This is a genomic window from Kitasatospora sp. NPDC057542 (assembly GCF_042801945.1).
Classification (GTDB): domain Bacteria; phylum Actinomycetota; class Actinomycetes; order Streptomycetales; family Streptomycetaceae; genus Kitasatospora.
Map to the genome: position 1 here is coordinate 1 of NZ_JBHVFE010000249.1, position 12,787 is coordinate 12,787.

At 73.3% G+C, this 12,787-nt stretch carries 13 protein-coding genes; 8 read left to right on the forward strand and 5 right to left on the reverse strand.

What is annotated here, in order from left to right; genetic code table 11:
• A partial coding sequence (locus tag ACFU7Y_RS26970) for a transglycosylase domain-containing protein (RefSeq protein ID WP_380769919.1) occupies positions 1-2,214 on the reverse strand: 2,214 nt, incomplete at its 3' end.
• 501 nt (positions 2,215-2,715) lie between these two features.
• Here ACFU7Y_RS26970 and ACFU7Y_RS26975 point away from each other — a divergent pair.
• Positions 2,716-3,039 (forward strand): WhiB family transcriptional regulator, encoded by a 324-nt coding sequence (locus ACFU7Y_RS26975; protein WP_380769920.1) that lies wholly within the window; start codon positions 2,716-2,718, stop codon positions 3,037-3,039.
• A gap of 47 nt (positions 3,040-3,086) precedes the next feature.
• Here the strand turns inward: ACFU7Y_RS26975 and ACFU7Y_RS26980 are convergent, their stop codons facing one another.
• Positions 3,087-4,337, reverse strand: coding sequence for an ArsA family ATPase (locus ACFU7Y_RS26980; RefSeq protein ID WP_380769921.1), 1,251 nt, complete (start codon positions 4,335-4,337; stop codon positions 3,087-3,089).
• Positions 4,334-5,407 (reverse strand): ArsA-related P-loop ATPase, encoded by a 1,074-nt coding sequence (locus ACFU7Y_RS26985; RefSeq protein ID WP_224283743.1) that lies wholly within the window; start codon positions 5,405-5,407, stop codon positions 4,334-4,336. Before ACFU7Y_RS26985 ends, ACFU7Y_RS26980 begins: the two co-directional genes overlap by 4 nt.
• A gap of 212 nt (positions 5,408-5,619) precedes the next feature.
• Between ACFU7Y_RS26985 and ACFU7Y_RS26990 the strand changes: the two genes are divergently transcribed.
• The 5 genes from ACFU7Y_RS26990 (at position 5,620) to ACFU7Y_RS27010 (ending at position 8,309) form a co-directional block, all read left to right on the forward strand.
• Positions 5,620-5,778, forward strand: coding sequence for a DUF4177 domain-containing protein (locus ACFU7Y_RS26990; RefSeq protein ID WP_158835332.1), 159 nt, complete (start codon positions 5,620-5,622; stop codon positions 5,776-5,778).
• Positions 5,775-6,242 carry a RidA family protein gene (locus ACFU7Y_RS26995; protein ID WP_224283742.1) on the forward strand — a complete coding sequence of 156 codons (468 nt, stop codon included), beginning with the start codon at positions 5,775-5,777 and terminating at the stop codon, positions 6,240-6,242. Before ACFU7Y_RS26990 ends, ACFU7Y_RS26995 begins: the two co-directional genes overlap by 4 nt.
• Positions 6,243-6,357: 115 nt before the next feature.
• Positions 6,358-7,224, forward strand: a complete 867-nt coding sequence (locus ACFU7Y_RS27000; protein WP_380769923.1) for an NUDIX hydrolase — start codon at positions 6,358-6,360, stop codon at positions 7,222-7,224.
• A gap of 81 nt (positions 7,225-7,305) precedes the next feature.
• Complete coding sequence (locus tag ACFU7Y_RS27005; protein ID WP_224284581.1) at positions 7,306-7,479, forward strand: hypothetical protein; 174 nt, start codon at positions 7,306-7,308, stop codon at positions 7,477-7,479.
• The gene (locus ACFU7Y_RS27010) at positions 7,476-8,309 is read left to right on the forward strand and encodes an MBL fold metallo-hydrolase (RefSeq protein WP_380769924.1); all 834 of its coding nucleotides are present in this window, start codon (positions 7,476-7,478) and stop codon (positions 8,307-8,309) included. Before ACFU7Y_RS27005 ends, ACFU7Y_RS27010 begins: the two co-directional genes overlap by 4 nt.
• Before the next feature lie 59 nt (positions 8,310-8,368).
• Here the strand turns inward: ACFU7Y_RS27010 and ACFU7Y_RS27015 are convergent, their stop codons facing one another.
• Positions 8,369-9,043 (reverse strand): Crp/Fnr family transcriptional regulator, encoded by a 675-nt coding sequence (locus ACFU7Y_RS27015; protein ID WP_030288117.1) that lies wholly within the window; start codon positions 9,041-9,043, stop codon positions 8,369-8,371.
• A 344-nt stretch (positions 9,044-9,387) separates the two neighbouring features.
• On the reverse strand, positions 9,388-10,176 hold the full coding sequence (locus ACFU7Y_RS27020; protein WP_380769925.1) for an alpha/beta fold hydrolase: 789 nt from the start codon (positions 10,174-10,176) through the stop codon (positions 9,388-9,390).
• 155 nt (positions 10,177-10,331) lie between these two features.
• Here ACFU7Y_RS27020 and ACFU7Y_RS27025 point away from each other — a divergent pair, with 155 nt between their 5' ends.
• Both ACFU7Y_RS27025 and ACFU7Y_RS27030 read left to right on the forward strand, forming a co-directional pair.
• A complete protein-coding gene (locus tag ACFU7Y_RS27025; RefSeq protein ID WP_380769926.1) occupies positions 10,332-11,960 on the forward strand; it encodes an FUSC family protein in 1,629 nt (542 codons plus the stop codon).
• A 42-nt stretch (positions 11,961-12,002) separates the two neighbouring features.
• Positions 12,003-12,503, forward strand: a complete 501-nt coding sequence (locus tag ACFU7Y_RS27030) for a MarR family winged helix-turn-helix transcriptional regulator (protein WP_224280129.1) — start codon at positions 12,003-12,005, stop codon at positions 12,501-12,503.
• The last annotated feature ends 284 nt before the right edge of the window (positions 12,504-12,787 follow it).

The following is a 12,787-nucleotide window of genomic DNA, read 5'->3' on the forward strand; positions in this document are numbered from 1 at the left end:
CCCGTTCCCGGGACCGGGCGGGAACGGGAACCCGCCGGGCAGGCCGCCGGGCAGGCCGCCGGGCAGGCCGCCGGGCTGCCCGGGGTTGCCGCCCTGCTGCGGCGGGGTGCCGGCGGGCTGCTGGGCGTTCGGGTCGACCGGCGGGTTGGCCGCCGGGGGAACGGGCGGCTGCGGGTCCGGGATGTTGGCGGTCTGGATCGGCTCCAGCGGGGTTCCCTTGAGCGCCTGGTTCATCGCCATCGCCCAGATCGGACCGGGGCCGTCGGCGCCGAACACCTCGGTGAAGGGCTTGCCGCCGATGGTGATGTTCTTCATCTTGACGCCGCCGGCCGGGCCGCCGAGCCAGACCGCGGTGGCCAGCGACGGGGTGTAGCCGCTGAACCAGGCGGCCTTCTTCTCGTCGGTGGTGCCGGTCTTGCCCGCGATCTTGCGGCCGTCGTCCATGGTCAGGGCGGCGGCGGTGCCCTTCTCCGTCACGTTCAGCAGGACGGCGTTGAGCGAGTCCGCGGTCTGCTCGGAGAAGGCCTGGCTGCACTGGGACTGCGGGACCGGGACGTCCTTGCCGTCCACCGTGGTGATCTTGTTGATCGCGACCGGGGTGCAGTACTTGCCGCGGGCGGCGAAGGTCGCGTAGACGTTCGCCATGGTCAGCGGGGAGAGCTCCAGGGTGCCGAGGACCATCGAGGGCACCTCCTGGAACTGGTCACCCTTGGCGGACTGGGTGATGCCCAGCTTGTTCGCCATCTGCTTCATCGCGCAGAGGCCGACCTGCTGCTCCATCTGCACGAAGTAGGTGTTGACCGAGCGGGCCATGGCCTCCTTCAGCTGGTACGGCCCGATCTCGCTGTCCTGCTCGTTCTTCACCGTCTCCTTGGGCTTGACGGTGTTCTTCCAGGTGCCCGTGCAGGTGGACATCTGCGGGTACTCGATCTTGTTCTCGGACGGGAACGCCTGGGTGTTCGGCATGCCCGATTCCAGCGCCGCCGCGGCCAGGATCGGCTTGAAGGTCGAACCGGTCTGGAAGCCGTTGCCGCCGCCCATCGCGGCGTCCACGTTGAGGTTGACGACGGTCTGGTTCTTGTTCGGGTCCAGGCCGTACGGGCGGGTCTGGGCCATCGCCAGGATCTTGCCGGTGCCCGGCTCCATCATGGTCGCGGCCGCCGAGACCGGGTCGGTCACGAAGACCTTCTTGGTGACGGCGTTCTGGGCGGCGGCCTGCTTGTCCGGGTCCAGCGTGGTGTAGATGTTCAGACCGCCGGTGTTCCACACCTTCTTGCGCTCGTCGGCGCTCTTGCCGAAGGCCGGGTCCTGCTTGACCACGTGGCGCACGTAGTCGCAGAAGAAGCCCATCCCGGCCTGGGCGGTGATGCAGCCGTTCTGCGGGTCCTTGTACTTCAGACCCAGCGGGGCGGCCTTCGCCTCCTTCGCCTGGTCGGCGGTGATGTGCTTGTTCTCCAGCATCTTGTCGATCACGACGTTGCGGCGCTTGACCGTGTTCTCGGGGTAGCGCACCGGGTCGTAGGACGACGGGTTCTGCACCATGCCGGCCAGGGTGGCGGCCTCGGCGATGGTCAGGTCCTTGTTGCTCTTGCTGAAGTAGCGCTGGGAGGCGGCCTCCACCCCGTAGGCCTGGTGGCCGTAGAAGGTGATGTTGAGGTAGTTGGTGAGGATCTGGTCCTTGGACAGGTCCTCCTCCAGCTTGATGGCGACCTTGAGCTCCTGGATCTTGCGGCCCAGGGTCTTGCGCTGGGCCTCCAGGACGGCCGCCTGGTCGTCGCCGGCCTTCTCCACGTTGACGTTCTTGACGTACTGCTGGGTCAGCGTCGAGGCGCCCTGGGAGGTGGTCCCGCTCTCCGCGTTCTTGCCGATCGCGCGGAGGATGCCCTTGAGGTCGACGGCGCCGTGCTCGTAGAAGCGGGCGTCCTCGATGTCGACCTGGGCGTGCCGCATGAACGGTGACATCTGGTCGGCGGTGATGACGGTGCGGTCGCGCTCGTAGACCTTGGCGATGAGGCCGCCCTTGGCGTCGAAGATCTGGGTGGCCTGGGTGAGCGGCGGGGTCTTGAAGTCGTCGGGGACGTTGTCGAAGCTCTCCGCCGTGTCCTTGGCGGTCAGCCCGATGGCGCCGACGGCGGGCAGAGCGAGCCCTGCCAGCAGGACTCCGGAGAGCACGCTGACGCCCAGGAACTTCACGCCGTTGCCGGCGTGCTCCAACGGTGATCCGCCGGTCCTGCCCCGCGGAGCTCCGGTGTTGCCTGGGGGCTGGGATGCCTGAGGGCGCTTCGGTGCCATGGGGAGAACCCTACGTTGCGGAATCCTGCACACGGGGGCAGGTGTTCGCCTAGGCTTGTCACAAGCTTGCGACAGCTTCGGTGCGTCAACATCATTCACTCTTGTGGGCGAGGAGACTTGCCCGAATTGCCCGTCGTTGGCCGGGTTTTGAGGCGGCTGGGGCCCGCTGTGCCCGCGTGATTGGTTGCGCTCCGTGATGGCGCCTGTGGCAAGAGTGGGCGTTCTGCCTTTGGCAAGGCGCGCGACCTGCGATCACTCCAACGAGTGAGCTGATCGACACCCATAGTCCAATCGGGTCATTCGAGATTGAGCCCGAAGGGGCTGTTGCAAGCTGTCGTTCTTCCGTAACGTCCTCAACTGGCAACGGTGAATATGCCGTTGCCGCCGTGGGGGAGCCTCGATACGGGAGAGGACGGCGCCGGCATGGGCTGGGTTGACGACTGGAGTGCGCAGGCCGCCTGCCGCACGAGTGATCCGGACGAACTGTTCGTCCAGGGGGCGGCACAGAACCGCGCGAAGGCGGTGTGCAGCGGCTGCCCCGTCCGGACGGAGTGCCTTGCGGACGCCCTGGACAACCGGGTGGAGTTCGGAGTGTGGGGCGGGATGACGGAGCGCGAGCGCCGGGCGCTGCTGCGCCGCCGCCCGACCGTCATCTCGTGGCGGAAGCTGCTGGAGATGGCGCGCACCGAGTACGAGGAGTCCCTCGCGACCGGCGTGATACTGACGGACTACGCCCAGGCGGGCTGAGCCCGGCCGCACCGTGCGGCCCGGCCGGTCGGCCCCTCGGACGTGGGCTACACCGGACCGTTGAGCCGGTCCCCGATCGCCCGCAGTCCGTCCAGGTCGTGCACGTCGCCCGGCAGCGCCGGCACCTCCACGATCGGCACGTCCGGGTACACCGAGACGAAGCGGTCGCGGGTTCGGCGTTCGCGCCCCATGATCTGCATCCGCTCGGCGTGCAGCCGCAGCAGTCCGGCCGCGAGCACCTCCGCCGCGGGCGAGGCGTGCTCCGAGCCGTTCTCCTCCAGTGCCTCGGCGGCCGCCAGCGCCCGCTCCGCGGTGAGCTGCGGCGCGCCCGTGCCGTGCACCCGGTTGAGCACCAGCCCGGCCAGCGGCATCCGGTCCGCGGCCAGCCGGTCCACGAAGTACGCCGCCTCGCGCAGCGCGTCCCGCTCCGGTGCGGCCACCACCAGGAACGCCGTGCCCGGTGCCTTGAGCAGCTGGTACGTGCGGTCCGCGCGCTCCCGGAAACCGCCGAACATCGAGTCCATCGCGCTGACGAAGGTCTGCACGTCGGTGAGTAGCTGGGCACCGAAGATCTTGCCCAGGGTGCCGGTGAGCAGGCTCATTCCCGCGTTCAGGAAGCGCATCGCGCTGCGCCCGCCGACCTTGGCCGGGGCGGTGAGGATCCGGATCACCCGGCCGTCCAGGAAGGACCCGAGCCGGTTGGGCGCGTCCAGGAAGTCCAGCGCCGAGCGGGACGGCGGGGTGTCCACGACGATCAGGTCCCACTCCTCGGCGGCGCGCAGCTGCCCGAGCTTCTCCATCGCCATGTACTCCTGCGTGCCCGCGAAGCCGGCCGACAGGGACTGGTAGAAGGGGTTCTCCATGATCGCCTTGGCGCGTCCGGGCTCGGCGTGGGCCAGTACGACCTCGTCGAAGGTCCGCTTCATGTCCAGCATCATGGCGTGGAGCTCTCCCTCCCGGCTCCCACCACCGTCCTCGTCCGAGCCGCGGAGCGGCGCCCCCTCCATGCCGGCGACCCCCTTGACCACCCGGGGGGTGTTGTCGAGCTCGGTCAGGCCCATCGACTGGGCGAGCCGGCGGGCCGGGTCGATGGTCAGCACCACGACCTTGCGGCCGCGCTCGGCCGCCCGCAGGCCGAGCGCCGCGGCGGTGGTGGTCTTGCCGACGCCGCCGGAGCCGCAGCAGACGATGATCCTGGTCTTCGGGTCGTCGATCAGCTCGTCCACCGCGAGTCGCCGCCCGGTGCTCCGGACCCCGTCGGTCACCGTGCCGTCGGTGGCCCTGCCGTTGGTGGTCATGCCGCCCCCTGCCGCTTCAGTTCGCCCGCCAGCCGGTACAGCCCGCCGAGGTCCACGCCCTCGCCCAGCAGCGGCAGTTCGTACGTCGGGAGCCGCAGCTGCTGGATGTCGGCGCGCTGCGCGCGCTCCAGCTCCACCCGCTCGGCGTGCTCCCTGGCCTGTTCCAACAACGGGTCGAGCAGCGGCTCCACCGCCGCCCGGACCTTCTCCGCAGTGCGTGTGCGGCCGCCGAGCCCGGCCTCCCCGAGCGCCCGGGCGACCTCCTCGCGGTGGTCCCCGTCCACCGCGGCCACCGCCGCCGCGTCCAGCACCGGCGGCCGGACCAGGTTGACCATCACCCCGCCCACCGGGAGCTTCGCCTCGCGCAGCTCCTCGATGCCGTCGACCGTCTCCTGCACCGGCATCTCCTCCAGCAGGGTGACCAGGTGCACCGCGGTCTCCGGCGATTTCAGCACCCGCATCACGGCCTGCGCCTGGGTGTGTATCGGGCCGATCCGGGCCAGCCCGGCGACCTCGGCGTTGACGTTCAGGAACCGGGTCAGCCGCCCGGTCGGCGGGGCGTCCATCACCACGGCGTCGTAGCGCCGCCGCCCGTCCGGGTCCTTGCGCCTGGTCGCCTCGCAGGCCTTGCCGGTGAGCAGGACGTCCCGCACGCCCGGCGCGATGGTGGTGGCGAAGTCGACGAAGCCGACCTTCTGGAGCGCCTTCCCGGCCCGGCCGAGCTTGTAGAACATCTCCAGGTACTCCAGCAGCGCCAGCTCGGTGTCGATCGCCAGCGCGAACACCTCGCCGGGCCCGCCACGCCCGGAGGGCAGCCCCAGTTGGGCGCGGGAGACCGAGGCGATCCGGCGCTCCTCGTACGGGAGTGCGGCGATCCCGAACAGCTCGGCGATGCCCTGCCGGCCCTCGACCTCGATCAGCAGCACCCGTCCGCCGTCGGCGGCGAGTGCCAGGGCCAGTGCCGCGGCCAGGGTGGTCTTCCCGGTGCCGCCCTTGCCGCTGACCACGTGCAGCCGGACGCCCTCCCAGTCGGGGTCGCGCCGGGCCGCCTGGCCGGGGGTGCGTGCCACGCTCCGTCTCCGTCCGTCTCCGTCCTACGGGCGTCCCCTCCTGGCGAGGGTGCCCCTCACCAGGGTGCCCTCTCGCGAGGGTAACCAGGGAGCGCACCGGATGCCCGGGGCACCTGGGCCGCCAGGCCGGATCATGCCCTCTTTGTGCCCCACCTCACACGCCTCGCGGCGGGCGGCGCGGATCACCGTGACGGCTCGTCTAGAGTCTGGCCATGACCAAGTGGGAATACATGACGGCGCCCTTGCTGGTGCACGCCACCAAGCAGATCCTGGACAACTTCGGCGAGGACGGCTGGGAGCTCGTCCAGGTCGTGCCCGGCCCGAACCCGGAGCAGCTGGTGGCCTACTTCAAGCGGGAGAAGAGCGCATGAGCAAGGTCGAGGAGAAGCTCGCCGAGCTGGGTCTGACCCTGCCGCCGGTGGCCGCCCCGGTCGCCGCGTACGTGCCGGCCGTGCTGTCCGGCGACCTCGTGTTCACCTCCGGCCAGCTCCCGGTGGTCGAGGGCAAGCTGCCGACGACCGGAAAGGTCGGCGCCGAGGTCTCCGCGGAGGAGGCCAAGGAGCTCGCGCAGATCTGCGCGCTGAACGCCCTGGCCGCCGTGAAGTCGGTGATCGGGGACCTCGACCGGATCGAGCGGATCGTCAAGGTCGTCGGCTTCGTCGCCGCCGCCCCCGACTTCATCGGCGTCCCGGCCGTCGTCAACGGCGCCAGCGAGCTGCTCGGCAAGGTGCTGGGCGCCGCGGGCGTGCACGCCCGCAGCGCCGTCGGCGTCGCGGTGCTGCCGCTGGACTCCCCGGTCGAGGTCGAGCTCCAGGCGCGCATCAAGACCGCCTGAGTGCGATCGCGGAGGCGGGGCCCGGTCCGTCCGGCCCCGCCTCCGTGTTGCCGGGGTGTGTCCGATCGATTCGTGAGCCTGGCGGGAATTGTCGGACACGCCCTAGCATCCGGGCATGGACCATCGAGCGACGACGCTCCCGATGCCGCCCGGCTGGCCTGCCCGGATCCGGGCGGTCGAATCCGGAGCGGTGACCCCGCCGGTGCCCCGGCCCGCCGCGACCGTCGTGCTGCTGCGCGACGCCGCCGAGGGGCCGGAGGCCTACCTGCTGCGCAGGCGTGCCTCGATGGCCTTCGCGGCCGGGATGTACGCCTACCCGGGCGGCGGGGTGGACCCGCGGGACGCCGAGGTCGAGCCGGGCTGGGCCGGTCCGGCGCCCGAGGAGTGGGCGCGGCGGCTCGGGGTGGACGCCCGGACGGCGCGGGCGGTGGTCTGCGCGGCCGTCCGCGAGACCTTCGAGGAGGCCGGCGTGCTGCTGGCCGGCCCGGACGCCGACAGCGTCGCCGAGCCGCGCGACTGGTCCGCCGAGCGGGCCGCGCTGGAGGCGCACGAGCTGTCCCTCGCCGAGTTCCTCCGGGACCACGGCCTGGTGCTGCGCAGCGACCTGCTGGGCGGCTGGGCCCGCTGGATCACCCCGGAGTTCGAGGACCGGCGCTACGACACCTGGTTCTTCGTCGCCGCGCTGCCGGCCGGCCAGCGCGCGGCCCTGGAGGTCGGCGAGGCCGACCGGGTCGCCTGGCTGACCCCTGCCGAGGCGGTGCGGGGCCACCGGGAGGGCCGGTTCGGCATGCTGCCGCCGACCGTGACGGTGCTGCGCGAGCTGTCGGCGGTGCGGACCGTCGCCGAGGCCCTGGCCGTGGCGGTCGACCGTCCGCTGGCGCCGGTCCTGGGCCGGGCCGAGGTCCGCGGCGACCGCCTGACGGTCCGCTGGCCCGGTTATGAGGAGCTGACCATCGACGGGGAGTTCCCCGAGGGCTCCTGACCGTTCCACCGACCGGGACCACCCGCACGACCCGCACGACCCGACCTCCCCGTACCGACGCAGAGAGAGGACCGACGCCCGATGACCCACAACGACGTGGCTCGCCGGACGGCGCCCGAGATGCCCGCCCGCCGCCTGACTCCCCGTGACCCGGCCTGCGACAGCCAGGTCCCGTTCGCCGAGGTGGCGCAGCGCGCCCTCGTCCGGGCGCTGCCGCTGCGGGCCCTGCATCGAGACGGCGGAGGTGGCCGGTGAGCGGACTGCTGCCGGGCGACCCCGCCGCCGTCGTCGGCGGCGAGGCCACCCCTCGGGCGCTGTGCGTGCTGGCGCCGAACCCGTCGCCGATGACGCTGGACGGTACCAACACCTGGCTGCTCTCCGAGCCCGGCTCCGACCTCGCGGTGGTGATCGACCCGGGCCCGCTGCACGAGGGCCATCTGCGCCGGGTGATCGACCTCGCGCAGGAGCGGGGCAAGCGGATCGCGCTGACCCTGCTCACCCACGGCCACGCCGACCACTCCGAGGGCGCGGCCCGCTTCGCCGAGCTGACCGGCACCGAGGTGCGGGCCCTGGACCCGGCGCACCGGCTGGGCTCGGAGGGCCTGGTGGGCGGCCAGCGCCTGGAGGTCGGCGGCCTGGACCTGCGGGTGGTGGCCACCCCGGGGCACACCTCCGACTCGCTGACCTTCCATCTGCCGGACGACGGTGCGGTGCTCACCGGCGACACCGTGCTCGGCCGCGGCACGACGATGGTCGCGCATCCCGACGGCCGGCTCGGCGACTACCTGGACTCGCTGCGCCGGCTGCACACCATGGCCTCCCAGCACGGCGTACGGACCGTGCTGCCGGGCCACGGCCCGGTGCTCGCGGACGCGCTCGGCGCCGTCGACTTCTACCTGGCCCACCGGGCCGCCCGGCTCGCCCAGGTGGAGACCGCGGTCGAGGCGGGCTGCCGGGACGGGTCGGAGGTGGTGGCCCGGGTCTACGCGGACGTGGACCGGGCGCTCTGGCCGGCCGCCGAGCTGTCGGTGCGGGCCCAGCTGGACTACCTGGAGGAGCACGGGCTGATTCCGGGCGCCGACTGAGCCGGTGAACGCGGAGGGGCCCGTCCGGATCGGACGGGCCCCTTCCGTGTCGGTGGGCGTCAGCGCGAGCGGCGCGACAGCCGCTCGACGTCCAGCAGGACCACCGCGCGGGCCTCCAGCTTCAGCCAGCCGCGGCCGGCGAAGTCGGCGAGCGCCTTGTTGACCGTCTCGCGGGAGGCGCCGACCAGCTGGGCCAGCTCCTCCTGGGTGAGGTCGTGGGCGACGTGGATGCCCTCCTCGGACTGCACGCCGAACCGGCGGGAGAGGTCCAGCAGGGCCTTGGCGACGCGGCCGGGCACGTCGGAGAAGACCAGGTCGGACATCACGTCGTTGGTGCGGCGCAGGCGGCGGGCGATGGCCCGCAGCAGCGCGATCGAGACCTCGGGGCGGGCGTGCAGCCAGGGCTGGAGGTCACCGTGGCCGAGGCCCAGCAGCTTGACCTCGGTCAGCGCGCTGGCGGTCGCGGTGCGCGGGCCCGGGTCGAACAGCGACAGCTCGCCGATCATCTCGCTGGGGCCGAGCACGGCCAGCATGTTCTCGCGGCCGTCCGGCGATGCGCGGTGCAGCTTGACCTTGCCCTCCGCCACGACGTACAGCCGGTCGCCCGGGTCGCCCTCGTGGAACAGCGACTCCCCACGGGCGAGGGTGACCTCGGTCATGGAAGCGCGCAGCTCGCCGGCCTGTTCGTCGTCGAGTGCCGCGAAGAGTGCGGCGCGCCGCAGAACGTCGTCCACGTGCTTCCTCCTTCTCGGCCGTACGGCGGGTGGGCCGTCCGGCGCAAGTTCCGTTCAGTGTTCTGCATCACCAAGCATGGCGCATGTCGCTCCGATCATATGAGGAGGGGGTGTGCCGAGGTGTGCCGTGCGGGGCCATTCGTACCGGCGGGAGAGCGGGCGGGCCCGGTGACGGGAGCCCGCAGGCAGCCGTCGGTCGAACCCTTGTCCGTTCTGCTCGAACAGGGAGTCGACCATCGCCGGACGGGCGTGTCCCGTCGCCGAACCGCTCGGCGCCCGCTCGTCGGCGGGCGCAGACCGCCGCCGGCGGTCGTCGGAAGACCGGGCGGTGCCCCGGACGCGCGTCAGGCGAAGAACGTCAGCAGCTCCGGCGCCAGCACCTCGGCCGCCACCTCGTGGGTCTGGCCATCCAGCGTCCGGTACGCGGCGCCCGGCACGGCCGCCGCCACCGCGTGGGCCGGTGCCCGCAACGACTCCGGGCTGGCGCCGCCGTCCAGGGCCAGGGTCGGTACGGCGATCGTGGCCAGCAGGTCCGCCGGGACGGCCGCGCCGGTCCGGTCGCCGAGCGCCGCCGCGTCGTACGCCAGGGTCGGTGCGACCGCCTCGAACAGCGGCCACACCGGCGCGCCGCGCATCCCGTCCACCATCTCCGCCGGCGCCCCGGCGTAGACCATGAGGGCCGCGACGGCGTCCCCGCGGCGCTCCCCGGCGAGTGCCGCCGTCAGCTCGGCGACGTACCGGCGGAAGCGCTCGCTCTGCCCCTCCTCGGTGCTGAACGGCGGCTCGTAGACGGCGAGTCGGGTGATGCCGATGTCCGCGGCGGCGGCCCGCAGGGCGAGCGCGCCGCCGGAGGAGTGGGCGAAGACGGCGGCCGAGCCGCCCGCCGCCGCGATGACGGCGGCCAGGTCCTCGATTTCGCGCTCCACCGCGAAGGGGCCGGTGTCACCGCTGCCGCCGCGCCCGCGCCGGTCGTAGGTCCACACGGTGTGGTGCCCCGCCAGTTGCTCGGCGATCGCGGCGCTCGGTCCCATGCCGCGGTGGCACAGTGCGCCGTCGACCAGGACGACCGCCGGGCCGGAGCCGGTGACGGAGCAGGCGAGGGCGGTGCCGTCGGTGGAGACCAGGGTGTTCATGGGGTGCTCCTTCTGTCGTGCGAGTCGGTCATGGGGGTAGACCGGGGTTCGCCGCAGAACTCATCGCTCCGACCGCGATTTTTTTCAGGAACCCCTGTGGCAGGGGTGTCCGGGGCATATGTTTCACGGGTAAATTACCTGCTAACCTTTTACGCATGGTCACAACCGCCCAGTTCCGCCAGGCACTTCGGGTCGGACCGGCCGGGGACGGCTGGCACAAGCCCGCGCTCAGCGCCGTGGTCACCCTCGGCGCGCTCAACCTCACCCTGCTCGGCCTCGGCCGGCTCGACCTCGCCCTCTACACCTCGGCCGGCGGCCTGGGCGCGCTGTACGGGCACGGCCTGCCGTACCGGGCCCGGGCCCGGATGCTGGTCGGGGTGCTGTTCGGCACCGTGCTCAGCACCGGCGCCGCCCTGACCGCTGCGGCGCTGACCCGCGACGCTGCCGTCCTGGTCGCGGTGGCGGCGGTGCTCGCCGCGCTGCACAAGCTGCTCTGCGACGCCGCCCGGGTCGGCCCGCCCGGCAGCCTGATCATCACCTTCACCTCCGCCGGCTGCGCCTTCGTCCCGCAGCGGCTCGCCGAGGTGCCGCCGCACCTGGCACTCACCGCGCTCGGCGCCGCACTGGCCTGGCTGGTCTGCATGGCCCCCGCCCTGGTGCGCCCGTACGGGCCGGAGCGGATCGCCACCGCCCGCGCCCTGGAGGCCGCCGCCCGGCTGCTGCGGATCGAGTCCGGCGGGCCGGGCGCCGCAGCCCGCGCCGCCCGTACCGCCCTGGTCGGCGCGGTCGAGGCGGCCCGGCAGGGCCTCGCCCTCTCCACCCCGGCCCGGCGGCGCGCCCTCGGCGACGCACCCGAGCGGCTGCTGGTGCGCGCGGAGGCCGCGCTGGCCGGACCGGCCCGGCCCGAGGACGCCGTGCGGTACCTCGACTGGGCCCGCGACCTGCGGCGCGGCCGCCCGCTGCCGGCGCTCGACCTGACCGAGGCGGAGGCGCAGGCGGCCGCCCGCCGTTCCGGCCCCCGGCCGCCGTTCCGGCAGGCGCTGCGGCCCGGCTCGGCACTGCTGCCGATCGCGCTGCGGGTCGCGGTCGGCTGCGCCGCCGCCGGGTGGCTCTCGTTGGCGCTCGGCGGCGGCCGACCGTACTGGGCGGTGGTCACGGCGGCCTCGGTGTTCCAGGCCAACAGCACCCTGTCCTGGCAGCGCGCGCTGCAGCGGGTGCTGGGCAACCTGCTCGGCCTGCTGCTGTTCACCGCCGCGCTGCCGCTCGCGCACTCGGGCCCGGTGGCACTGATCGGGCTCGGGCTGATCTGCCAGTTCGGCGCGGAGGCGACGATCGCCCGCAGCTACTGGCTGGCGACGGTCTTCGTCACCCCGCTGGCGCTGCTGATGACGGAGTTCGCGGGCGCGCAGCCGGCCCGGGCGCTGGTCGCCGACCGTTGGCTGGACACCTGCGTCGGCGCGCTCACCGGCCTCGCGGCCTGCCTGCTGGTCACCAACCGCCGCACCGCCGCCCGGCTGACCCGCGCCCTGGCCGGAGCCGAGGCCGCCGGCCACCGGGCGCTGGCCGCCGTCTTTGCCGCGAGCGCCCGGGAGGCCCACGCCGCCCGCACCGGCCTCGCCGCCGCCCTGCTGGAACTGCGCGAGGCCACCGACACCGCCGCCGGCGAGTGGCGCCGCCCCGCCCTCCCGCACCAACGCGCCACCGCCACCGAGCAGCAGGCCCATCACCTGCTGGCCGCCCTGCTGGAGCGCCGTGGCCGCGGGGACCTGCCGGACACGGCCTAGGATCGAAGCCGATCGGCAGGCCGCAGAACGGGAGCAGCACACGTGGAGGACGTCGTCGCAGGTGTGCTGCGCCAGTGGGAACGGGCCTACCCGGGGCTGGACACCGGTCCGATCGCCGTCCTCGGCCGGATCAACCGCTGTGCCGCACTGCTCCAGCAGACCCCCGACCCGCTCACCCGGGCCGGCCTCACCCGCGCCGAGTTCGACATCCTCGGTGCCCTGCGCCGCCTCGACCGTGAGCTGACCCCCACCCAGCTGGCCCGGGAGAGCTTCGCCTCCGGCGCCGCCGTCACCAAGCGCCTGCGGCTGCTGGAGGAGCGCGGCCTGGTCAGCCGCCGCACCGACGACCGGGACCGCCGGGTCGCCCACCTCGCGCTCACCGAGGAGGGCCGGACGCTGGTGGACGGCCTGATCCAGGAGCTCGTCGCCTACGACCGCGCCCTGCTGGCCGGCCTCACCCCCGCCGAGCAGGACCGGCTCGCCGAGGCCCTCAGCGGCCTGCTCAACAGCCTTGAGGGGACGATCGGCCGCACCCTGGGCTGAGCCGGCGAACCGTGATGGATCGTCAACGGCGCCTCCCGGCGGGAAACTATGCTCGTGGTGCGGGCGTACGGGGGCGCGCCGGGTGCGAAGCGGGCTCCCGCGCCGCGCGCGGCGTGTCGAGTCGTCTACCGGGAGCTCCCCTTGGGACACAGCGCGGACCGAAGCCACGGCGATCGATCCCGGCCGGAGCGCTCGGGCGGCCCCGGCGACCCCCTCGCGCGGCTCACCCGGGGCATCGTCGTCATGGTCGCCGTCGGCTTCTGTGCTGCCTCGGTGATCGCCAC

Excerpts from the sequence above, each read along its gene's own strand:
- ACFU7Y_RS27005 (WP_224284581.1), top strand. The coding sequence starts at position 7,306 with ATGACCCACAACGACGTGGCTCGCCGGACGGCGCCCGAGATGCCCGCC.
- ACFU7Y_RS27020 (WP_380769925.1), bottom strand. The coding sequence starts at position 10,176 with ATGAACACCCTGGTCTCCACCGACGGCACCGCCCTCGCCTGCTCCGTC.
- ACFU7Y_RS26990 (WP_158835332.1), top strand. The coding sequence starts at position 5,620 with ATGACCAAGTGGGAATACATGACGGCGCCCTTGCTGGTGCACGCCACC.
- ACFU7Y_RS26980 (WP_380769921.1), bottom strand. The coding sequence starts at position 4,337 with ATGACCACCAACGGCAGGGCCACCGACGGCACGGTGACCGACGGGGTC.
- ACFU7Y_RS27000 (WP_380769923.1), top strand. The coding sequence starts at position 6,358 with ATGGACCATCGAGCGACGACGCTCCCGATGCCGCCCGGCTGGCCTGCC.
- ACFU7Y_RS27025 (WP_380769926.1), top strand. The coding sequence starts at position 10,332 with ATGGTCACAACCGCCCAGTTCCGCCAGGCACTTCGGGTCGGACCGGCC.
- ACFU7Y_RS26995 (WP_224283742.1), top strand. The coding sequence starts at position 5,775 with ATGAGCAAGGTCGAGGAGAAGCTCGCCGAGCTGGGTCTGACCCTGCCG.
- ACFU7Y_RS26975 (WP_380769920.1), top strand. The coding sequence starts at position 2,716 with ATGGGCTGGGTTGACGACTGGAGTGCGCAGGCCGCCTGCCGCACGAGT.